Source organism: Brasilonema bromeliae SPC951 (assembly GCF_012912135.1).
In the GTDB taxonomy this organism is placed as follows: domain Bacteria; phylum Cyanobacteriota; class Cyanobacteriia; order Cyanobacteriales; family Nostocaceae; genus Brasilonema; species Brasilonema bromeliae.
The window spans coordinates 25161-46996 of sequence record NZ_QMEB01000004.1; the positions used below are offsets into that span (position 1 = coordinate 25161).

Annotated in this window: 29 protein-coding genes; 17 read left to right on the plus strand and 12 right to left on the minus strand. The window is 44.4% G+C overall.

The annotated features are described in order from the left end of the window. The 10 genes from rpsM to prfA form a co-directional block, all read left to right on the plus strand. Positions 1 to 124, plus strand: a 124-nt coding sequence (rpsM, locus tag DP116_RS28900) for a 30S ribosomal protein S13 (RefSeq protein WP_246275433.1), incomplete at its 5' end; no start/stop codon positions are given. 56 nt (positions 125 to 180) lie between these two features. Beyond that, positions 181 to 579, plus strand: a complete 399-nt coding sequence (gene rpsK, locus DP116_RS01080; protein ID WP_048868713.1) for a 30S ribosomal protein S11 — start codon at positions 181 to 183, stop codon at positions 577 to 579. A gap of 817 nt (positions 580 to 1396) precedes the next feature. Next, entirely contained in the window at positions 1397 to 1594 is a 198-nt protein-coding gene (locus DP116_RS01085) for a hypothetical protein (protein ID WP_211173001.1), read from the plus strand. A gap of 313 nt (positions 1595 to 1907) precedes the next feature. Further along, complete coding sequence (locus tag DP116_RS01090; RefSeq protein ID WP_169153400.1) at positions 1908 to 2855, plus strand: DNA-directed RNA polymerase subunit alpha; 948 nt, start codon at positions 1908 to 1910, stop codon at positions 2853 to 2855. A 290-nt stretch (positions 2856 to 3145) separates the two neighbouring features. Next, positions 3146 to 3496 (plus strand): 50S ribosomal protein L17, encoded by a 351-nt coding sequence (rplQ, locus tag DP116_RS01095; protein ID WP_169153401.1) that lies wholly within the window; start codon positions 3146 to 3148, stop codon positions 3494 to 3496. A gap of 72 nt (positions 3497 to 3568) precedes the next feature. Beyond that, complete coding sequence (truA, locus tag DP116_RS01100) at positions 3569 to 4396, plus strand: tRNA pseudouridine(38-40) synthase TruA (RefSeq protein WP_169153402.1); 828 nt, start codon at positions 3569 to 3571, stop codon at positions 4394 to 4396. A gap of 41 nt (positions 4397 to 4437) precedes the next feature. Further along, complete coding sequence (gene rplM / locus DP116_RS01105; protein WP_169153403.1) at positions 4438 to 4899, plus strand: 50S ribosomal protein L13; 462 nt, start codon at positions 4438 to 4440, stop codon at positions 4897 to 4899. Further along, positions 4899 to 5312, plus strand: coding sequence for a 30S ribosomal protein S9 (rpsI, locus tag DP116_RS01110; RefSeq protein WP_169153404.1), 414 nt, complete (start codon positions 4899 to 4901; stop codon positions 5310 to 5312). The genes rplM and rpsI overlap by 1 nt, the downstream gene beginning before the upstream one ends. Positions 5313 to 5493: 181 nt before the next feature. Further along, the gene (gene rpmE, locus DP116_RS01115) at positions 5494 to 5733 is read left to right on the plus strand and encodes a 50S ribosomal protein L31 (RefSeq protein WP_169153405.1); all 240 of its coding nucleotides are present in this window, start codon (positions 5494 to 5496) and stop codon (positions 5731 to 5733) included. A 104-nt stretch (positions 5734 to 5837) separates the two neighbouring features. Next, positions 5838 to 6938, plus strand: a complete 1101-nt coding sequence (prfA, locus tag DP116_RS01120) for a peptide chain release factor 1 (protein ID WP_169153406.1) — start codon at positions 5838 to 5840, stop codon at positions 6936 to 6938. An 87-nt stretch (positions 6939 to 7025) separates the two neighbouring features. On the opposite strand, the gene DP116_RS01125 is transcribed toward prfA, so the two are convergent. Then, on the minus strand, positions 7026 to 7178 hold the full coding sequence (locus DP116_RS01125; RefSeq protein WP_169153407.1) for a hypothetical protein: 153 nt from the start codon (positions 7176 to 7178) through the stop codon (positions 7026 to 7028). A gap of 450 nt (positions 7179 to 7628) precedes the next feature. Here DP116_RS01125 and DP116_RS01130 point away from each other — a divergent pair, with 450 nt between their 5' ends. The 7 genes from DP116_RS01130 to DP116_RS01160 all read left to right on the plus strand — a co-directional run bounded on the left by DP116_RS01130 (position 7629) and on the right by DP116_RS01160 (position 14482). Beyond that, a complete protein-coding gene (locus DP116_RS01130; RefSeq protein WP_169153408.1) occupies positions 7629 to 9080 on the plus strand; it encodes a nicotinate phosphoribosyltransferase in 1452 nt (483 codons plus the stop codon). A gap of 263 nt (positions 9081 to 9343) precedes the next feature. Then, positions 9344 to 9928: a nicotinate-nucleotide adenylyltransferase gene (locus DP116_RS01135; protein ID WP_169153409.1), complete on the plus strand. Its 585-nt coding sequence runs from the start codon at positions 9344 to 9346 to the stop codon at positions 9926 to 9928. A 69-nt stretch (positions 9929 to 9997) separates the two neighbouring features. Beyond that, positions 9998 to 10744, plus strand: coding sequence for an NUDIX hydrolase (locus tag DP116_RS01140; protein WP_169153410.1), 747 nt, complete (start codon positions 9998 to 10000; stop codon positions 10742 to 10744). 27 nt (positions 10745 to 10771) lie between these two features. Then, positions 10772 to 11068, plus strand: coding sequence for an isochorismate lyase (locus tag DP116_RS01145; protein WP_169153411.1), 297 nt, complete (start codon positions 10772 to 10774; stop codon positions 11066 to 11068). A gap of 23 nt (positions 11069 to 11091) precedes the next feature. Further along, positions 11092 to 12795, plus strand: coding sequence for an NAD+ synthase (locus DP116_RS01150; protein WP_169153412.1), 1704 nt, complete (start codon positions 11092 to 11094; stop codon positions 12793 to 12795). A gap of 54 nt (positions 12796 to 12849) precedes the next feature. Beyond that, positions 12850 to 13680, plus strand: a complete 831-nt coding sequence (gene dapB / locus DP116_RS01155; protein WP_169153413.1) for a 4-hydroxy-tetrahydrodipicolinate reductase — start codon at positions 12850 to 12852, stop codon at positions 13678 to 13680. 112 nt (positions 13681 to 13792) lie between these two features. Further along, positions 13793 to 14482: a DUF8619 family protein gene (locus DP116_RS01160; RefSeq protein ID WP_169153414.1), complete on the plus strand. Its 690-nt coding sequence runs from the start codon at positions 13793 to 13795 to the stop codon at positions 14480 to 14482. A 59-nt stretch (positions 14483 to 14541) separates the two neighbouring features. Here DP116_RS01160 and DP116_RS01165 read toward each other — a convergent pair whose 3' ends face one another. The 11 genes from DP116_RS01165 to rnpA form a co-directional block, all read right to left on the minus strand. Continuing rightward, a complete protein-coding gene (locus tag DP116_RS01165; protein ID WP_169153415.1) occupies positions 14542 to 15120 on the minus strand; it encodes a DNA cytosine methyltransferase in 579 nt (192 codons plus the stop codon). A 31-nt stretch (positions 15121 to 15151) separates the two neighbouring features. After that, positions 15152 to 15568: a hypothetical protein gene (locus DP116_RS01170; protein WP_169153416.1), complete on the minus strand. Its 417-nt coding sequence runs from the start codon at positions 15566 to 15568 to the stop codon at positions 15152 to 15154. Positions 15569 to 15981: 413 nt separating this feature from the next. Continuing rightward, a complete protein-coding gene (locus DP116_RS01175) occupies positions 15982 to 16788 on the minus strand; it encodes a TPM domain-containing protein (RefSeq protein WP_169153417.1) in 807 nt (268 codons plus the stop codon). Positions 16789 to 16996: 208 nt separating this feature from the next. After that, on the minus strand, positions 16997 to 17593 hold the full coding sequence (locus DP116_RS01180; RefSeq protein ID WP_169153418.1) for a DUF948 domain-containing protein: 597 nt from the start codon (positions 17591 to 17593) through the stop codon (positions 16997 to 16999). Positions 17594 to 17607: 14 nt separating this feature from the next. Continuing rightward, positions 17608 to 17955: a YtxH domain-containing protein gene (locus DP116_RS01185; protein ID WP_169153419.1), complete on the minus strand. Its 348-nt coding sequence runs from the start codon at positions 17953 to 17955 to the stop codon at positions 17608 to 17610. 121 nt (positions 17956 to 18076) lie between these two features. Further along, the gene (locus tag DP116_RS01190; protein ID WP_169153420.1) at positions 18077 to 18406 is read right to left on the minus strand and encodes a hypothetical protein; all 330 of its coding nucleotides are present in this window, start codon (positions 18404 to 18406) and stop codon (positions 18077 to 18079) included. Between the two features lie 145 nt (positions 18407 to 18551). Further along, positions 18552 to 18923, minus strand: coding sequence for a DUF2237 family protein (locus tag DP116_RS01195; RefSeq protein WP_169153421.1), 372 nt, complete (start codon positions 18921 to 18923; stop codon positions 18552 to 18554). A 197-nt stretch (positions 18924 to 19120) separates the two neighbouring features. Then, entirely contained in the window at positions 19121 to 19651 is a 531-nt protein-coding gene (locus DP116_RS01200; RefSeq protein ID WP_169153422.1) for a Jag family protein, read from the minus strand. After that, on the minus strand, positions 19651 to 20796 hold the full coding sequence (gene yidC, locus DP116_RS01205; protein ID WP_169153423.1) for a membrane protein insertase YidC: 1146 nt from the start codon (positions 20794 to 20796) through the stop codon (positions 19651 to 19653). Before yidC ends, DP116_RS01200 begins: the two co-directional genes overlap by 1 nt. A 217-nt stretch (positions 20797 to 21013) precedes the next feature. Then, a complete protein-coding gene (locus DP116_RS01210) occupies positions 21014 to 21403 on the minus strand; it encodes a PH domain-containing protein (protein ID WP_048868690.1) in 390 nt (129 codons plus the stop codon). Continuing rightward, positions 21390 to 21806, minus strand: coding sequence for a ribonuclease P protein component (gene rnpA, locus DP116_RS01215; RefSeq protein ID WP_169153424.1), 417 nt, complete (start codon positions 21804 to 21806; stop codon positions 21390 to 21392). Before rnpA ends, DP116_RS01210 begins: the two co-directional genes overlap by 14 nt. Between the last annotated feature and the right edge of the window lie 30 nt (positions 21807 to 21836).

Genomic DNA, 21836 nt, shown 5'->3' on the forward strand with positions numbered 1-21836 from the left:
TTACAGGGGTCGTCGCCACCGCATGGGCTTGCCAGTGAGAGGACAAAGAACTCGGACTAACGCCAGAACTCGTCGAGGAAGACGACAAACAGTAGCTGGTAAGAAGAAAGCCCCATCCAAGTAATTGTTTCTACGCTAACCTACAGCAATACTTAACCTTAATATTTAACCAAGTGCGATATGGCGCGACAACAAAGCGGAAAGAAAACCGGCAGTAAAAAACAAAAACGCAATGTTCCAAATGGGATAGCCTACATCCAGTCTACTTTCAACAATAGCATTGTTACCATTAGCGATCAAAATGGAGATGTCATCTCCTGGGCAAGTGCTGGATCCAGCGGTTTTAAGGGAGCAAAAAAAGGTACTCCTTTTGCAGCCCAGACTGCAGCTGAAAGTGCAGCACGTCGAGCAATCGACCAAGGGATGCGCCAAATAGAAGTCATGGTCAGCGGTCCTGGAGCTGGTCGAGAAACAGCTATCCGGGCGCTTCAAGGAGCAGGACTGGAAATTACATTAATTCGGGATATTACCCCGATTCCTCATAATGGTTGCCGCCCACCCAAGCGCCGCCGAGTGTAAAGACAACTTATGAAGCGGTGAGTCCAGCGCGAATGACGGTGAGACCAGTGCTGCGGGAGGGTTTCCCTCCGCAGGCATCTGGCGAACCCGAAGGGCTTTCCCTCACTTGGCGACTGGCGTATGCGCAAAGCGCACGCCCACAGGGCTAAAGCCGTAAGGCGTGCGCTTTGCGCATACCCGAAGGGTGAGGGCGAGAAGTTTGAGAAAACCCTGGTTGCACAAGGATTCTACCAAAGATCTCCACTAGGGAGAGTTTTCTTTCGTACCATTGAGCAACTTCCCCCGGAAAACTCAAAACTTCAAAAAACAAAACACCATCACTGCGGGTTGGCTTTTTGAGGGATCAAACTTCACCGCCATTAAACTTACAGTTTGATAAACCTGGTAGTTTAAGAGGGCATTAAGTAAATTCGAGAGGGCACAGCCGCATGGTGAGCGTAAGCTCCAACAGGGTAACCCGAAGGCAAGCAACTAGCGAAAGGCTTTGTCAACTTGAAAGGACAACTTGTACAAGTTCCTCCGAGTATGCAAACAGCCATTTCATTAAGGGCACTGGTGTACAACTGTCCGCCCTTCCCACTGTGTTGTGGTTCGGCAGCTGCTCTGTGGCAGGTTTACCGCACCCTGGTGACTGGCGTCAGCCCTATGCCGTAGGCATAGGGCTTAGAACATAGGAGATAATCGCACGCAGTTGGTGCTCGTTGAATGCAACTGGCGAAAAGCGCCCTCCCTAGTTCGCGTAGCGTCTTTGCAGGAGAGACGGCAGTTGCCCAGTTTCCACGCCAGATGGCACCGTCGGAGGAACCTCCCTTCGGGTATGCCTGCCTTCGCCCTCCGGTCTAACGCCAGTCACCTACGGCGGGAAAACGCCTCATGCGTGCTGGTCTCACCGCAACGCACTGGCTCCCCAATAAGAACAGCCGAAAGGGTTTCTCAGCTTGTAGACGCGCTTTTCGGCATCCTCAAAGGTAGCAAGTGGTCTCTCAAGCTCTGGATGTCACTTGCAGCTAATTAAGGCAAAATCACCCAAAGAACGTCTACAAAGTAGCATACCGAAGCACAGCCCAGGCTCGACTTGAAGAGCTTTCCCTTGGACGGATTTGCCGACTCTGGGCAACTGGTGAGACCAGTGCGGCACCGACGTTTCCCTCCTGCCAGGTCTGACCCTTCCGTTGGGGTTTCCCGATGGAGAAAACCGGTTAACCAGAAGGACGTCGTCGGACTGCCCGTTGAGGACACTAGTAAAAACGGTTTTCACGACAACTCAGTGTCACTCAAGGCAATAAATTTGTTTGCTAGCAAGACCTTATGTTGAGGGAGGCTACCCCATGGCGCAGTTTCAAATTGAATGTGTAGAGTCAAGTACTGAAGATAATAGGAGTAATCACAGTAAATTTGTTTTAGAACCTCTGGAGCGCGGTCAAGGTACGACAGTTGGCAACGCACTCAGACGGGTACTACTTTCTAACTTGGAGGGTACAGCTGTCACCGCAGTTCGGATTGCGGGCGTGACACACGAGTTCGCCACCGTTGTGGGTGTACGGGAAGACGTGCTAGAAATCCTGATGAAAATGAAGGAAGTTATCCTTAAAAGCTACTCTTCTCAACCCCAGATTGGTCGGTTACTTGTTACAGGCCCAACAACAGTGACTGCGGGACATTTTGATTTACCTAGTGAAGTAGAAGTCATCGATCCGACCCAATATGTAGCTACTGTCGCTGAAGGTGGCAAGCTGGAAATGGAATTTCGGATTGAAAGAGGCAAAGGATATCGGACTGTAGAGCGGGGTCGTGAAGAAGCTACATCTTTAGACTTTCTCCAAATCGACTCAGTATTTATGCCAGTGCGGAAAGTCAACTACAGCGTTGAAGAAACCCGTGGAGATAGTGGGATACCAAAAGACAGATTGTTACTGGAAATTTGGACAAATGGTAGTCTGACCCCCCAAGAAGCACTCTCCTCTGCCGCGACTATACTGGTGGATTTGTTTAACCCGTTGAAAGAGATCTCGCTCGACATACCGGATGTCGGCGCAGAAGTCCCAGACGACCCAACCGCTCAGATTCCAATCGAAGAGTTGCAACTGTCTGTACGAGCTTATAACTGTCTCAAACGAGCACAAGTAAACTCTGTCGCTGATTTGTTGGATTACACACAAGAAGACCTATTAGAAATAAAAAACTTTGGTCAAAAGTCAGCTGAAGAAGTTGTTGAAGCCTTACAGCGACGCTTGGGGATCACTTTACCAACTGAAAGAGCTAACAAACACACCTAACACTGGTTATTGGTTAGTAGTTAGTAGTTAGGACAACAACCCTTCGAGTCTGTCTATGGCTAACGCTCACTCGTTCTGTGGAGACTTGCCCCAACAAAGCAGCGTCTTGTGGAGGAGATACGGCACACCTGTGTCGTATGTCATTTGGATACGCTGGTTTAAAGGGTGAACGCCAGCGCCTAAGCCGAAGAGAACCTCTGCCGGCGTTAGACTTACCAAGGGCGCATTGACTCACCAATAACTAATAACCAACAACCAACAACAACCAACTAACAACTAACAGAAAGATTATGCGTCACCGTTGTGGGATTAATAAACTCAGCAAACCAGCTGACCAACGTCGCGCTCTGTTGCGATCGCTCACCACTGAATTAATTCGTCATGGACGAATTACTACCACTTTAGCCCGAGCTAAGGTGCTACGCTCAGAAGTGGACAAAATGATTACTCTTGCCAAAGTTGGTTCTTTAGCAGCACGTCGTCAAGCCCTCGGTTACATATACGACAAACAATTGGTTCATGCTCTGTTTGAGCAAGTTCCCACACGGTATGGCAATCGCCAAGGGGGTTACACCCGTATCCTGCATACCGTACCGCGTCGGGGTGATAATTCTAAGATGGCAATCATCGAACTCGTCTAAACAAATAAAGGCAGAAAGTAGAAAGATAAAATTTTCATTTGATCTTTCTAACTTCCGCCTCAAGTTGATTTTATGTTAAGTAGCCACCAGCCTACACAAACTTGTCGAGTCGCCCTGGTCATTCAATACTTGGGCACTCATTTTCATGGCTGGCAACGGCAACCACAACAACGCACTGTCCAAGAAGAGATAGAAACAGCTCTTTGTCACATCCTAGGTCATCCAGTGACACTGTACGGCGCAGGGCGAACTGATGCTGGAGTTCACGCAGCTGCTCAAGTGGCACATTTTAATGTCACAAGTCCGATACCAGCTCACAAATGGGCAACCATTCTTAACAGCTATTTGCCCAAAGATATACTAATTCGAGCCTCCGCAGAAGTGAGTCACAATTGGCACGCTCGCTTTAGTGCTATCTATCGACGGTATCGTTACACGTTCTATACTGAAAAGTTACCGAACTTGTTTGCCAGCGCTTTTAGTTGGCATTATTATCACGAACCTTTGGATGAATCTCTCATACTCGCAGCACTGGAACCTTTGATTGGAAAGCATCACTTAGCTGCTTTTCACCGCGCAAACTCAGGACGCCAGCATTCTTGGGTAGAAGTACAAGCAGCAGAGTGTTATCGCACTGGACCACTTCTTTATATTGAAATTCAGGCAGATGGATTTTTGTACGGTATGGTGCGGCTATTAGTAGGGATGTTGGTACAGGTTGGTTCCAGACAACTCACACTGACTAGTTTCACCGACCTTTGGAAAGATCAACGACGTCAAGAAGTGAAATATGCCGCACCTGCTCACGGCTTATGCTTGTTGCGAGTCGGCTATCCTGATTTCCCGTTTCCCCCAGAGATTTGGTTTGAGACTCAACCCAAATTAGTCTTTGGTCAATAAGGACTAAAGACAAAGGACTAAAGACAAAGGACTAAAGACAAATGACAACAGACAAAACATATCTTCCACCTCAGAATACTATGGAGCGCGATTGGTACGTCATAGACGCTACTAACCAACGCCTCGGTCGCTTAGCAAGCGAAATCGCCATGATTCTCAGAGGGAAAAATAAACCCCACTATACCCCTCACATGGACACAGGTGATTTCGTCATCGTTGTAAATGCTGAAAAAGTCGAAGTCACAGGTAAAAAACGCACACAAAAGCTTTACCGTCGTCATTCCGGTCGTCCCGGTGGAATGAAGACCGAAACCTTTGACAAGCTACAACAACGTTTGCCAGAAAGGATTGTGGAACATGCCATCAAAGGTATGCTACCGAAAAATAGCTTGGGACGGCAGTTGTTTACTAAGCTAAAAGTTTACGCTGGACCAGCTCATCCCCATGCAGCACAACAACCAAAAGAAATACAAATTCAGACAATTCCAGGAGTACAAGATTAATGCAAGCAGCAGATAATAGCGGTCGTGCTATGTATTGGGGTACAGGTCGTCGTAAATCCGCGATCGCGCGGGTTCGCTTGGTTCCTGGTACTGGACAAATGACTGTCAATGGCAAACCAGGAGACCTTTACTTCCAATTCAACCCGAACTACATTTCCCTTGCCAAAGCGCCTCTAGAAACTCTAGGCTTGGAAAACGAATATGACATTCTTGTCAAAGCTGAAGGGGGCGGTTTAACTGGACAATCAGATGCAGTTCGTCTGGGAGTTGCTCGTGCGCTTTGCCAACTCGACCCAGAAAACCGTCCGCCTTTAAAAATCGAAGGCTACCTCACTCGCGATCCACGAGCAAAAGAGCGCAAAAAATACGGTTTGCACAAAGCTCGCAAAGCTCCTCAGTACTCCAAGCGTTAAGCAATTTTGGATTTTAACCGTAGCCTGTAGCAGATAAACGCAGATAATTTTCTGTGATATTCGCTTACATCAGCCTTTATCAGCAGTTGCTACAATGATCCCAAAAATCTAAAATCCAAAGTTCTACAACCCCTGAAAACCTGAAAGTTATAATTGGTATAGATAGACCACGGAAAGAAAAATGGCAAAACCAGAGATTCATCCCCAGTGGTATCCAGAAGCAAAAGTTTACTGTAACGGTCAACTAGTGATGACCGTTGGCTCTACTAAGCCAGAATTGCACGTAGATGTTTGGTCTGGAAACCACCCCTTCTACACAGGTACTCAGAAGATAATTGACTCCGAAGGTCGCGTAGAACGCTTTATGCGTAAATATGGCATGATGGATGGTCAATCCAAAGGCGGAAGAAGGAAAAAGTAGCGGCTTAGCTTTAGCTGTTAACAACGACCCTGCATCAGCTGGGTCGATTGTTGTATTTAATGCTCAAGCGAATTTGCTATTTTTAAGGAGTGACTGTATTCGTCATGGCTGAAACATACCTGCTGGAGAAACTAAAATCCGTTGAACAAACTTTTCATGAATTGACTCGTCGCCTTGCCGACCCCGATACTGCCAAAAATCCTGATGAGTATCAAAAAATCGCAAAGGCACGCTCTTCTTTGGAAGAAGTGGTAGATACCTACGAAACCTGGAAAAATGCGCAGGAAGAATTCGTAGGGGCGCGTCAGGTGCTCAAAGAATCTCAAAGCGATCCAGAACTGCAAGAAATGGCAGCCCTGGAAGTTCAAGAACTTGAGCAAAAAATAGAACAGTTAGAAAATCGCCTAAAGATATTGCTATTACCCCGTGACCCCAATGATGATAAAAACATCATGTTGGAAATTCGTGCTGGTACTGGTGGTGATGAAGCAAGTATCTGGGCAGGTGATTTAGTACGCTTATACTCAAAGTATGCTGACAGCCAAAGTTGGCGCGTGAAGTTAGTCAGTGAGTCCTTGGCGGAAATGGGCGGCTTTAAAGAAGCCATATTGGAAATTCAAGGCGATAGCGTATACAGCAAGCTAAAGTTTGAAGCTGGAGTGCATCGCGTGCAGCGTGTACCAGTCACTGAAGCTGGAGGACGGGTTCACACGTCAACAGCAACTGTGGCGATAATGCCAGAGGTGGATGAGGTAGAAATCCACATTGATCCGAAGGATATTGAAATGAGCACAGCTCGTTCTGGTGGTGCTGGTGGACAAAACGTCAACAAAGTGGAAACAGCCGCTGACTTGTTCCACAAACCCACTGGTATCCGGATTTTCTGTACAGAAGAACGCAGCCAGTTGCAAAACAAAGAACGGGCAATGCAAATCCTGCGAGCAAAACTGTATGAAATGAAGTTGCGAGAACAACAGGAAGCTGTGACTTCTATGCGGCGATCGCAAGTCGGTACAGGGTCACGTTCTGAAAAGATTCGCACTTATAACTACAAAGATAACCGCGCCACCGACCACCGCTTAAATCAAAACTATTCGCTCAACGCAGTTCTAGAAGGGGAACTTGAACACATTATTCAAGCTTGTATTTCTCAAGATCAACAAGAACGCTTAGCAGAACTCGCTGCTTCTGGCGCTAATAGTTAATTTTTAGGCTAATAAAAAAAAAGTAGGTGGAACAGGATTACCCTCTCCACCTACTTTAATTTATATTGGCTCTTTTTAGAAAATCATTTACCAAATGTCTGCTGTCTTTTTGTTATAAGGGTCTCCTGTAAATGGTTGTACGCCAGTATTGGGATATGCATCGTCTGATGGTGCAAAAATACGCATTGCAGCTTCAGAAATATATTGTGTGACTTTAGCAATAATCTCGGAGATAGCCATAATATCAAACCCCCATTTTTGTTATCGCTTCACTTGCGATATGTCTTCTAATATATCTACTCTAGTTCTTCAGATTATCCTTGGCTCTCATTGGCAATATATCTACATTCTCCGCAATAATCAGTGATAGATAGTTGCAATACTTTAGCTTAACAAAACAGTTCAAGAAAGAATCAAGGATAAGGGAATGAAAGTGTTAGTAATATGATTTTTTATCCTTCATCCTTCGTTTGGCATAGTTTGATATTTCACTTCACTCTTTTAGGGGTACGATCATTATTAATAAGTATAACTATTAAAATTCATTAAATAATTTACTAAACTAATAATATAGTAGCCGTCAAAACGCTAGTTCCAAGCACTTTTTGACAGTGCTCGTTCAATAATTCACATTATTTATGGTAAAATTTACCATAACTCAAAGAAGTATTCTTCTAAGGGCGCTATGTCATGACTAGTTTCCCAAGTTTGAACCATGCATCTACAAACAATCACCAACAACAGAACACAGAGAATCAAGAACTGACACTTTCTACTGTTGATAACAGCTTGCTCACAGACCTTTACCAGTTGACAATGGCAGCTTGTTATGCTGGGGAAGGTGTAGAACAACGATGGGCAAGTTTTGAGTTGTTTGTCAGACGTTTGCCAGAGAATTTTGGCTATTTGATAGCTATGGGGCTGGCACAAGTATTGGAATATTTGGAAAAATACCACTTCAGTCCTTCTGGAATAGCGGCTTTGCAAGCAACAGGAATTTTTGCTAATGTTCCTGAGAGTTTTTGGTCACTGCTAGGTGAGGGACGTTTTACAGGTAACGTTTGGGCGGTACCTGAGGGAACAGCGGTGTTTGCCAATGAACCTCTGTTGCGAGTGGAAGCACCTCTTTGGCAAGCGCAACTGGTAGAAACCTACCTTTTGAATACCATAAATTACCAGAGTTTGATTGCGACACGTGCAGCAAGATTACGCGATGTGGCGTCAACTCATGCAACATTGCTGGAATTTGGAACCAGACGGGCATTTAGCCCGCAAGCATCTTTGTGGGCGGCGCGTGCAGCGCTGGCTGGTGGTTTGGATGCAACATCGAACGTGTTAGCGGCGCTACAACTGGGAGAAAAACCCAGTGGTACAATGGCGCACGCTTTGGTTATGGCACTGTCGGCAATGGAAGGTAGCGAAGACCAGGCATTTACTGTCTTTCATCGTTATTTCCCAGGTGCGCCCTTATTAATTGATACTTACGATACTATCGCTGCTGCCCAGCGGTTGTCTGCAAAGGTTAATTCAGGGGAAATCCAATTAGCGGGGGTTAGGTTGGATTCTGGTGATTTGGTGTCATTGTCAAAACAAGTGCGATCGCTTCTTCCAGATGTGTCAATTTTTGCAAGTGGCGACTTGGACGAGTGGGAAATCGCACGGCTTAAGGCTGCTGGTGCGCAGATTGATGGTTATGGACTCGGAACGCGACTGGTGACAGGTTCTGCTGTCAATGGAGTTTACAAACTGGTGGAAATTGATGGGACTCCGGTGATGAAACACTCGAGTGGTAAGACGACTTACCCAGGACGTAAGCAGATTTTTCGCTCTTTTGAGGGAAGTCAGGTGAAAGCAGACTCTTTGGGCTTGGTGACTGAACAAGGGAGAAGATATGGAAACGAAGAATTTCCCCAATCTTCACAAGTGCCTTTGTTGCAGTTGTTTGTTAAGGAAGGTAAACGGGTGCAACCGCTAGAGACTTTGGCAGAAATTCGACAAAGGACTGCCACGTCCGTTGCTAGTTTACCAGACGAGACGCGACGTTTGGATAATCCCGTATCGGTGAAAGTGGAGATTTCTGCCCAGTTACAACAGTTGACTGAAAAGACGAAAAACCTAACCCCACAGGTACAGACAGAATGAGAAGAAGGTGGATTGAAAACTCCTAACTAATGACCCTTCGGGTATCTCCTGCACCAGACGCTGCGCTTTAGCCCTTTGGGCGTGCGCTTTGCGCATACGCCAGATGCCTGGCTGTCGGGAAAACGCCAGATGCTACAACGGGGGGAACCCTCCGCAGTCGCCACAACGGGGGGAACCCCCGCAAGGCGCTGCTCTCCGCAACGCACTGGCTCCCCTCCCGCAGCACTGGTCTCACCAATAACTAATGACTATTAACTAATACTATGAAAGTTGCTTTGTTTGGTACAAGTGCTGATCCACCAACTGCTGGACATCAAGCCGTTATTCGTTGGCTGTCAGACCATTTTGATTGGGTGGCAGTTTGGGCGGCAAATAATCCATTGAAGTCGCATCAAACCCCTTTGGAACATCGGGTAGCGATGTTACATTTGTTGATTTTGGATATAGATTCATCAAAGCATAATATTGGTTTGGAACAGGAATTAAGTCACTTGAGAACCCTGGAAACATTAGAGAAGGCAAAAAAATGTTGGTCAGAGGCGGAGTTTACATTAGTGGTAGGTTCAGATTTACTAACTCAATTGCCTCGTTGGTATCATATTGAAGATTTATTGCAACAAGTACAACTTTTGGTTATACCGCGCCCAAGATATGCAATAGATGAATCTAATTTAGATATTGTGCAAAAACTCGGGGGGAAAGTCACGGTTGCCAACTTTATTGGTTTAGATGTGTCCTCAACAGCTTATCGTAAAAATGGCGATCTCTCAGCCCTAACACCTCTGGTCGTTGATTATATTAACAAAGAGCATTTGTACAAATGTGTACCCGAAAATTTGATTTGTTAAACTCTAAGCGCTTCCACCAAGCAATCCCAAATTCCAAACTCCAAATTGCATTCAATTGAAAACGGCTATATGCCAGGACACAACCAAAGAAAGATTGTACATGCGCTAAAACAACCACCTTTAGCAGATTTCAAGGTCGGTGTTGATAATGTTATTTTCTCTGTAGATACTGCACAAAATCGACTGTTGGTTTTATTAGTGATGAGACAGCAGGAGCCATTTTTAAACTCTTGGAGTCTTCCTGGTACTTTGGTGCGTCAAGGTGAGTCTTTAGAAGATGCTGCTTATCGGATTTTGTCTGAAAAAATAAGGGTAAAAAACCTTTATTTAGAGCAACTTTATACCTTTGGAGGACCATCACGCGACCCCCGAGAAGCAAGCAATAGTGATGGTGTACGTTATCTATCGGTGAGTTACTTTGCCCTCGTGCGATTTGAGGAAGCAGAATTGATTGCTGATGGAGTCAGTGGAATAGCTTGGTATCCGGTGAAGCAATTGCCGCAACTAGCTTTTGACCATAACAAAATTTTGGCATACGGACACAGGCGTTTGCGAAATAAGTTGGAGTATAGTCCAGTCGCGTTTGAAGTGTTGCCAGAAGTGTTTACTTTGAATGATTTATATCAGTTATATACTACAGTTTTAGGAGAAAATTTTTCTGATTATTCTAATTTTAGAGCGCGTTTACTCAAGTTAGGTTTTTTATACGATACAGGAAGAAAGGTGTCGCGTGGTGCTGGTCGTCCAGCGAGTTTATATAAATTTGATGCGGAAGCTTTTGCTCCTTTTAAGGATAAACCTTTAGTTTTTATTTAACCGTAAAGACGCGCAAAGCAAGAAGATATGAAAAAACCAGATGAGTGTTCTAATATTAAAGACATTCGTAGAGAAATTGACGCGATTGACAAAGAAGTTATTGCGGCTTTAGGGAGAAGATTTGCATACGTGAAAGCAGCATCACAGTTCAAAACCAGTGAAACAGGTGTCAAAGCCCCAGAAAGATTTCATTCTATGTTGCAGGAAAGACGTGCTTGGGCGGAAGTTGTAGGATTAAACCCAGATGTCATTGAAAAGCTGTATCGAGATTTAGTCAATTATTTGATTGATGAAGAATTGAAACATTGGCAAAAAAAGACGTAATTATCTATAATCATTAATCCAATATGAAGATAGCGATCGCTCAACTTAATCCTACCATTGGTGACTTGCCAGGTAATGCTCAGAAAATTCTGGACGTGGCACAAAAGGCTGTTGCAGAAGGTGCCCGTTTATTACTGACGCCAGAACTTTCCTTATGTGGTTATCCACCCCGTGATTTATTGCTGAATCCTAGTTTTGTACAAGCAATGGACATTGCCTTACAACAACTAACAAGAGATTTGCCTCCAGAACTCGCTGTGTTAGTAGGGACAGTTGAAGAAAATGTAAAAGCACACAAGACTGGCGGTAAAACTTTATTTAATAGTATCGCTTTATTAGAAAAGGGAAGAGTCAAGCAAGTTTTTCACAAACGCCTTTTGCCAACTTATGACGTCTTTGATGAACATCGCTATTTTGAACCTGGTTTAGAAGCTAATTATTTCACTTTGGATAATGTCCAGATTGGCGTCACGATTTGCGAAGATTTATGGAATGATGAGGAATTTTGGGGCAAACGTAGTTACACCATAAATCCAATTGCTGACTTAGCAGTTCTGGGTGTAGATTTTATAGCGAATTTGTCTGCTTCTCCTTATAGTGTTGGCAAGCAGAAGTCTCGCGAAGCCATGCTGAAGTATAGCGCAGTCCGCTTTCAACAACTGATTCTCTATGCCAATCAAGTCGGGGGTAACGATGATTTAATTTTTGATGGTAGAAGTTTTGCTTTGAATCGTCAGGGTGAAATAGTCTCTCGTGCCTGTGGTTTTGAAGAGGATTTGAGAGTTGTAGAATTTGATGAGGTGCAACGAGATTTGCACTCAGGTTCTATAGCACCAGAATATGAATCTGAAGATGAGGAAATTTGGCACGCTTTGGTTTTAGGATTGCGAGATTATGTTCGTAAATGTGGTTTTTCTAAAGTCGTACTAGGTTTAAGTGGTGGGATAGATTCTTCATTGGTGGCGGCTGTTGCTACCGCAGCACTGGGTAAAGAAAATGTCCTCGGTGTTCTTATGCCTTCCCCCTACAGTTCTGAGCATTCTATCACCGATGCTGATGCCTTGGCGGAAAATCTTGGTATGAAAACTCACATCCTACAGATAGGGGAGTTAATGCAAGACTATGACAAAACGTTAGCTGAGTTATTTGCTGGAACAGAGTTTGGACTGGCAGAGGAAAATCTTCAATCCCGGATTAGGGGCAATTTATTGATGGCAATTTCTAATAAATTCGGTCATCTTCTCCTATCTACTGGTAATAAGTCAGAAATGGCAGTTGGTTACTGCACTCTTTACGGTGATATGAATGGAGGATTAGCAGTCATTGCTGATGTGCCAAAAACTCGTGTTTATTCAATTTGTCGCTGGTTGAATCGCAATGGTGAGATTATTCCACAAAATGTCCTGACCAAAGCACCCAGCGCAGAACTCAAACCTGGTCAAGTGGATCAAGATTCGCTACCACCTTACGATATTTTAGATGACATCTTGCAACGCCTGATTCACAACCATGAGTCTACAGCAGAAATTGTCGCTGCGGGTCATGACTCAGCAACTGTAGACCGAGTTATCAGTTTGGTGTCGCGTGCGGAATTTAAGCGGCGACAAGCACCCCCCGGATTGAAAATTACGGATCGCGCCTTTGGGACTGGTTGGCGAATGCCTATTGCCAGTAAATGGACTGCTATCAAAAATAGTTACAATCCAGTTTTTTCTGTACGTCAATAGCTCCCCTGCTAGATTTACAATTCCTTTGATGATGTAAAAAGTATTGCTCAAATTATGTCAAATCAAGGTCCAATCCCTGTTGTTGTTATTGGTGCTGCAGGCAAAATGGGTCGCGAGGTTATCAAAGCGGTGGCGCAAGCACCAGATATGAACCTTGTCGGTGCGATTGATACAACTGTTGAACATCAAGGTAAGGATGCAGGGGAACTGGCGGGTTTAAGTGAACCTTTGGAAATTCCGATTACTAATCAATTGGAACCGATGCTGGCGTTTGCATCTGGTGAAAAACAGCTAGGGGTGATGGTGGATTTTACTCACCCGAGTTCTGTGTATGACAATGTTCGTAGTGCGATCGCCTACGGTATTCGTCCAGTTGTTGGTACCACTGGCTTAAGTCCAGAACAAATTCAAGATTTAGCAGAATTTGCTGATAAAGCAAGTACAGGGTGTTTAATTATTCCCAACTTTTCTATTGGTATGGTACTGCTACAACAAGCAGCAGTTGCGGCTTCTCAACATTTCGACCACGTGGAAATTATTGAACTGCATCACAACCAAAAAGCTGATGCCCCCAGCGGTACAGCAATTCAAACTGCTCAGATGCTAGCAGGAATAGGTAAAATATATAACCTACCTCTTGTGGAAGAAACGGAGAAATTACCAGGAGCAAGAGGTAGTACAGCCGAAGAAGGCGTTAGAATTCATAGTGTGCGTTTACCAGGACTGATTGCCCATCAAGAAGTGATTTTTGGTGCTGCTGGTCAAATTTATACTTTGAGACATGATACGAGCGATCGCGCTTGCTATATGCCAGGAGTATTACTAGCAATTCGCAAAGTCCTCCAGTTAAAGTCGTTAGTATATGGATTAGAAAAAATTCTTTAACAGTCAACAGTACCAGCCGCAGTGAACAATTATCAAGCAATTGATAACTGATAACTGATAACTGATAACTGATTTAAAAAATTCAGCACTCACCACTTAGAAGACTGCACTCATGATCGTCCCACTGACTCGCCAGAAATTTGAACAACTCATTCCCCTAATTGCCACTGGTCCGCAGTACAAATACTACTGGGGGAAATTTCCAGACTTTTTGCAACGGCTGCTCATTTCTGTCGTGGCGGTAGCTGTTGTTTTCGTGATGAAAGTCATTCTGGGGATTGATTTTGGTGGAATCATCTTTTTGCTTGGGTTAATTGGTGCCCTTTACTGGCTGTGGGGACCAGTGTTTTGGGCGAGTATGCGAAATGTGAAAAGCCGTCGTTGTAAGTACAGCGGTTTTCTCCGTGGTCGAGTGCTGGATTATTGGATTGCAGAAGAGTTAATGGGTAAACAGGAAACCGTTGATAACAAAGGCGATTTGGTGATTGTCGAAAACCGAGAAAAACGCATTCACTTAGAAATAGGTGATGATACAGGATTTACGGCTGAGTATAAAGCGCCACTGCGTTCTGCCTACAAAGTTATTGCTCGCGGTCAGAGGGCAGAACTATTGGTGATGTCGAATCGTCCAGATTTAAGCACTATTGATGAAATTTCGGATATTTATATTCCCAGTCGCGACTTGTGGGTGAGTGATTATCCTTGTATACGACGGGATTTCTTTACTGAGGTGAGTAGCCGCCTGCGCCGTGATGAAGAAGATGAAAGACCGCGTCGCCGTCGTCCTAGGGTGGAGAGATAAATACGATAGTCCCTACATCGCTATAAATATCCTTGTAGGTTCGCATTGTGGATAACTGGTCAAATGTTGGAGTTGTGATTACAAGTTTGTTTCACTAGTTCGGCTTGAACCTTGAGTTCTTCTTGTGCCAGTACACTTTTAATATGGAGTGCAAGCGCACGAGCTAACAGGGGTGCAACAGCATTTCCAACCTGATCATCTTGTGTAAGCCACTTGGCTTTACGGGTAAGATTTCCAAAAAAACGATAATCATCATCAAACGATTGAAGTCGTGCAGCCTCGCGAACAGTCGTTCCCCTAGGAAGTATTGGGTGAAGAATATCTGTTCGGTGATTACAAGTCACTGTTCGTGAAGGCTTTTCACGATTAAGCTTCCAAACATTGCGCTTTTTTGTCCGCAACTCAACTGGCAGAAGCTGGTTATCGCCACCTTCAGGTATTTGGGCGTAACGCGCCTGAACTCGATCACAATGTTTAATAGCACGATGGTTGAATATCATTCCTGGAGAACGACATCCCCGGCGTTCGCGCTGATATAAATTGTAGTAGTTACCACTATGTACTAATTCTTCTGCGCCTTCTCCAGCATCTATTAAAGGAAGGTCACAGAGGGCTTCCCATGCTGTTAGGTAAGGCAAGGGAGTTTCATTAAAAAGATGAAGCTGCTGGTTAAGGGTTCCATGCGTCGCTTGCGGAAAGGATATTGCAGTGCAACCCTTTGGAACTGCTAGTAGAATGAACCGTATGACTATTCGTCTCTACTAAAGGTAGAATAGCGCCTTGAATCTCCTGGACTTTGTTTTTTGAATGCCTTGTTCCTTTGCGCCAAGCAACCTCTACAAATGTTAGGGGATCACCCAATTTTGTAACACTTCCACCACCTTCTAGCACATAATCTAGATCATGCTTACTGCCATATTTATCAGTCCAGGTTGCTTTCTTCAAATTTCCCCTTGCAGGGCGTGGTCCCTTCCTATCAAGGTATAGCCCGTGTTTGGTCGCTACTGGTATTAGTAGATATTCAGCAAGTATTTCCAAAAACTCGCCAAGTTTTTGACCGAACGCGTGAGCGGGTGAATCTGCCACAGCTATCCTCCAATCCCAAGACTGTATATCCACCCCTTTGTAACACCTTCGTGACTCTGGAAAGACCGTATTTAGGGTTTAGCCGAAATTAGACAAAAAAATATGCTGCGCGTGTCAATCAGTATATTTCTTGCAAAAAGCTGGTTTAAAGATATTTTTAACCGCAGATGAACGAGGCAGTGCGTTGCTGCGCCAGTGCGAATGACGGGTTTCCCGCTCTCACGGCATCTGGTGAGACCAGCGCTGCAGGAGGGTCTCCCGACAGAGGCGACTGGCGAACCCGAAGGGCGTTGGGGTTCCTCCTTTGGGTGCACCTTGCCGTGCAGATGGCAGATAAATACAGATCATTTATCTGTGTGCATCTGTGTTTACCTGCAGTTTGATTTTCACTCTTGTTGACTTTTGCCAGAGGTCTAGGACTCAGTACTAGAAGACTGACTAAAAATAGGGGAAAGGTAAGCAACTAAAACACCGATGAGAAAACCGGAAATGTTGCGAATCAGGGGTAGCCAGTCGTTTGTTCGTGTTACTACTGGTCCAATACCGAAGGCGATAAATAAGATTCCCCATAAAGGCGAGAAGATTAAAGCCCATTGCCAAGCAAAAACTTGTCCTTCGCGACGAGGTTGAGCTGCAAATCCACAAATGACTCCACCAATAACTGAAGTAATCAAAGTGAAAATCCACTGTTCCCGTGGTAATCCAGGAACGACTGCGCAACCTCCCTGAAGCAAACAATTTTTTACTGTTTCCATAGCTTGTAGGATGGCTTGGTCTTCGCCTTCTTCTCGCACAAAGTACAAATTGCCAAAGCGGGTTTGTAATTCAATCCAGAAAGTACGTGGTAGAAGATCATAAACAGCGTCACCCACACTAAAGCTGAGAATGTTACCGCCACGGGAATCAGCAACTAGCAAAACGCTTTTGTCATCCAAACCCCAAAAACGAATAACAGCTCGACCTGGAGTACGGTCATACTGAGTTAATACTCGGAGTTTCCAGCCAGTTTCGGCTTGAAATTGTTCTAGTTGCTTAACAAGATTTTCTTCTTGAACGCTGGTAAGAGACTTTGCTAAGTCTACAACTGGGGTTGGGGTATCAGGTAATAGTTCCGGATTGTCATAAGCGTATGCGCTGGGAGAATGCGTTATCCAAATCGACCCAGCTAGGAAAAATACTGTCACAAAAGCCAGAATTCGTTTCCAAAAACTTTGCTGCATGAGCTTTTATATACAAATCTCAACAGGAAAAGTGAACAAGTTGTTTTAAAAGAGTACTAAAAAAGTGAGACTTCTTTACACTTTTTAACTCTAATCTAATTTAATATCTCAGATCCAGAACTCACTGAGCAAGCTTGCCTGTAAGGTTGGCATATGAAAATAAGGACGCAATGCCTTGCGCCCCTATTCTCATAGAGACTTACACACTCTATTCTTTATCAGACCAATTCTCAGATTCTTTCTGACGGTGCGAATCCTGTTCATCAAAACTGTTTTCCCCACCACCAACGTTGTAGTCATTGTAATCGTTGTAATTCTTGTTAGTGCGGTATCCTTCTGCAGGTGTGAAGCGGTTCTCCTGCCTTAGGGCTTGCCGTTCTTGTAATGTCAGCTTTGCTTTTTGAGATGGCGATAGACGGTCAACTGTTCGCCTTGAAGATTTGGAGCGTGTGAAGGTTTTCCAAGCAGCTTGCAAACCAACCATAAAACTGCGCGTGCCTGTTTGAACGTTTTGTGCTTGCTTTCTAGCACTATCCAAACTTTGATCGACTTGTTTAACCACTTGACCAGCACTTTTAACACCTTCACTGACATCATCAGTTAAGTCAGTGATTTCCAAGCTAGTCATGCGAATAGCATCGAGAGTGGGTGGTAACTCTCTATAAAGAGTGTCAAATAATTTTTCTGCACTGCGAGCTGCTCTTGCTAATTCCTGCAAAGCTGGTATTGCCGCCACCAAAACAGCAGTCAGACTGGCGGCGACTAGGAGTATGGACAGTCCCAGCCAAAACAGGGGATCAATCACTTTGATATCTTCTATTAACTATCTGAATGTTGAGGAATTGTATTGGACTTTTCTTGAGCATTTTGCTGCTTCATTGCTTGGCTTTCGCGCAAACTGGCATCAATGCCTGCTGAAATTGCGTCCCGCAGTCGGTCTAAAGTATCATCCCAGTTAGAGCGTGCGTTAGCAGAAAGGCGGTCTGCTTGTATTTGGACACTCGTTGAAATATCTTCTGCCAATTCTGGCAAAGCACTGGCAGATTTCTTCAAGAGTTGACGGGTTTCACGTCCTGTGCGTGGAGCAATGAGCAACCCAGTTAAAGCACCAATGGTTGCGCCTAGCATCATACCGCCAATAAATGATCCAGAACGGTTGTTAGACATTTTTTTGTTTCTCTCCTTACACCCATTCTATGTGGGTTTTCACGCCTTGCAAAATCCAAAAGATTTTATCTTTCTAAATTTAGAGAGACAATTCATTAGCCAGAAAGGTTGCCCTTACTGCCTACCTTCTCTTTCTCACTAATTTTGCTCGGAACCTCAGAAAATTACTCTGCCAGACTTGCTGTCCAAGTGCAACCAGACTCAAAATCTGTCGCAGCCGCTGGATTTGTAGTCGTGCTGGTTGATCTTTCTGCCGTATATTATTAATATTCCCTTGACCTGTGTAAAGAGCTTGTGGTGCTGTATATAGTACTGCATGGGAACTACGTTCAGCAGCTATAAAGATATTAGCTATTCTTGTCAATCGCCTCTTGAGTCGCCGCACTCGCCAAGCCACGTAGAGAAGAACCAGCGAGATAAGTGTGTTGATGACGACAACGACTGTAACCATTGTTTAATTTTGTTGCACCCACTGTAATTCTTGCTAAATTATGACTCTCATTAAAGCTATGAAAATCAGTCTGAAGTTGAGTTTTAGCCAGTTTATCAGATACTCAGTGGGCTGCTACTAAAGTCAAAGAAATTTTTAGCTTTCTTTAAGAAGAAGTTAGGGCATGTTTTTTCAAATCATCCACAGAAACCGCTTCTAAAGCTCTTGCATGAGTTGCGCTAAGGATAACAGGAGGAGCAACGCCAGCCTCAAGAGCTTCTTGCCAGCGGGCTGCACATAAACACCAGCGATCGCCTTCTTTCAAACCAGGAAATTGATATTCCGGAACTGGGGTACTGAGGTCGTTTCCTCGTGATTTAGTAAATTCAAGAAATTCTGTTGTCACTTGGGCACAAACAACGTGTAACCCAAAATCCATACCGCCTGTGTTACAAAACCCATCGCGATAATATCCAGTCACGGGAGAAGAGCAGCAAATTTCTAGCTTTTCGCCGAGTACGTTACTTCCTTCTGTCATCGCCAACTCCTTTAAATTTCTGTGACTGTTTAAAAGCCAAGCAAATATATTGCGTCAATTGTTCAAGTTACGACTTTAGTAACCTTACTTTATGATATAAGCAATTTTCTTACCCATTTCAAAATCGCTATATTTATGAGTTATGAGTGATGAGTTGTCACTTTTGGTGTTTACTCTTCACTCTTCACTCCTAACAATTAACTCCTCAGTGATTCCATTGATGCAAGGCGTACAATAAGTTGACGATGCGGCTCTTTTCCTCGGCTGAAGGTTTCTAAGTCACCAAACTCTTTCAAAAAAGTGTGAATTTGACGGCGTTCAGCTGAACTGAGTGATTTAATTTCAGCTTCTTGACCAGAGGAACGCACTTGCTGGGCTGCTGCTTCAGCTATTGCGCGAATTTCCGCGTATCTCCTGACGCGGTAGCCGTTTAATTCAACAGTGTAAGAGGCTTGCTCTTCCTGTAGTTGACTTAAGTTGAGAATAGAATTTGCTAGATACTGAATCGCATCTAGCACTGAACCATCGGGACCCGTTAAAATTTCGATTTGTTCAGGTGATAAATTGGTTTCACCAATCGTCAACCAGTAACTATCCTGTTCTGGGGATTCCTCATCCTCAGCGATGGCTGTTTCTTTCTCACCTTTTATATCAACAGATAGCCCACTAAGTTGCAGCAGCGTTTTCAACCACTCCTGACCTCGTTTCATTCGACTGTCTGTCATCATTACCCTGTAGTCTTTTTCTTAGAACTTTTTGGTTCAAACGGCAGCGCTTTTTGTTTTGCGCTTTCTTCTTCTTTCTCCTGAGTGTCTACAATTTTTTGTAGTTCTTCTGGTAGGGGTTCACGCGTGAGAATGTAGGTTTGCAATGTTTGGAAAATATTACCAATCACCATATACATCAACACCCCAGCTGGCAGGGGAAAGAACAAAAACATCCCAGAAAAGATGACGGGAGTGATTTTGTTTACAGTGTCCTGCTGCGGGTTGGCATTCGTGGTGTTTTGCCCAGAAAGGATTTGGCTGACGTAAAGGGTAATACCAAACAGGATAACCATAGCGACAATATCCCAGTGAATAATGCCGTCTGGATCAATTGCACCAACTCTACCCAAGGCATCAATAAAGATAAATCCTTGATTTGCGGCGAGTCCCGGAATTGTTCCTTGGATTGTAACATCCCCCGGCTGTAAGGCTTCTATATTACCCTCAGCATCAATTTTTATCCTTTCTTCCCCTTTGGTAATTTTCCATTCGGGGATTAACTGAGTATCGGGGTGTTCTGCTAATAGTGCCTGAAAAGGTTTACCCTCGACAGTTTGATATTCTATCTTCGTATGTTCTCCCACCGCTAATTTGTTGCCTCCAGGAAGGATGGCATTCACCTTAAGGTGTTCCCCTTCAGAGATATAGATGTTTTGTGGGGGAGTTGCAAAGGCTTGCGGTTGAATTCTTTCGATTTGTTCGCCAGGAAAAACTTGGAGATTTACACTATAGTTGACACCAGCAAAAGGTGAACCCCGCAAAGTCGCAAACAGTGCCAGTAAAACTGGCATTTGTAGCAGCAATGGCAAACAACCTGCAAGCGGGTTGCCAAATTCTTTTTGGACGTTCATCATTTCTTCGTTCAGCTTTTGCTGATCGTCCTTATATCGCTCCCTAACTTCTTGCATCCGCTTGTTCATCAGGGGTTGCACGATCCGCATCCGTCGCATATTGCGAATTGAACCAGCACTCAGGGGATAGAGCGCAAAGCGGATGATCAATGTTAATGCTACAATCGCCAATCCATAGCTAGGCACAATGCTATAGAACAAGTCTATGATTGGCAGCATCACGTTGTTCGAGAGAAACCCGATACCAAAATCCATTATTCTGAATTCAACCTGAGATACTGTAAATTGACATCATCTAATTTATCTAAATCATGATTTAGATTGCGACTAGCGTGGTACTACGGATAGCCGCACATTATATGAATTGGGGAAATAAGAAAAATGAGAATAAGGGAGTCACAGAGTGTGGGAGTGTGAGGAAATATTCCTCCCTCCTTCGCTCCCTTTCTCCTGTTTCCCCTGATCCTCCTTATCACTTCTTAGCGCCCACGTAACTAGGATTTTTGGCGATGACTTTTTCTTCAATGTAGTCATAAATTTCCCGAAACTTAGGAAGCGCCCGTAGTTCCAGACGGCTACCGTCTCTTAAGGTTATAACCATATCTCCCCACAAGCCAATACCACGGGGGATTTTAGCCATTTTGACAATTTCTGAGTAAATGACGTCGCTGCGAGAACGTCCCATCCAACCACCCATGACGGAGATCCTGCGATCTGTGATCCGAAAGCGTAGCCACAATGCCCTGACAATCGCCCCAACTGTCAATGGGAGACCAACAATAGTGAATCCAATCAATATACTTGTGATTAAATCCCCAATATGTGGACCACCCTCATAATAAACTTCTTCACGAATGCCCATTGAACACCTCAGCTTGTTCCAATAACTGCTCTAATTCTTGCAGAAATTGTTGGGTCACGCACTTTATATCTGCTGCTGGTTTCACAACAACCACAATCCGCCATCCTGGTGACATCTTGGGCAACAACTGATACAAAGCTGCTGCAATTTGGCGTTTGAGGCGGTTACGAACAACAGCTCGTTTGCTAACCTTTGTGCTAATCGAAATTCCTATTTGGGCTGGAGTAAGATGCTTTGTGTTTGTGTTTACAGTTTCAGGAGCCGTATCACAAGAAGGCTTAGAGGAAGGTGATGGTCGTAATGCTCTCAATGTTATATGTGAACCATGACGACGGATTCCTTCCCGGAAAACTGCCTGGAAATCTCTTCGAGATTTTAGCCGATTTGCCTTGGGCAATGCCACAGTTGCTATGATAATTAGCTTTTCTATGGT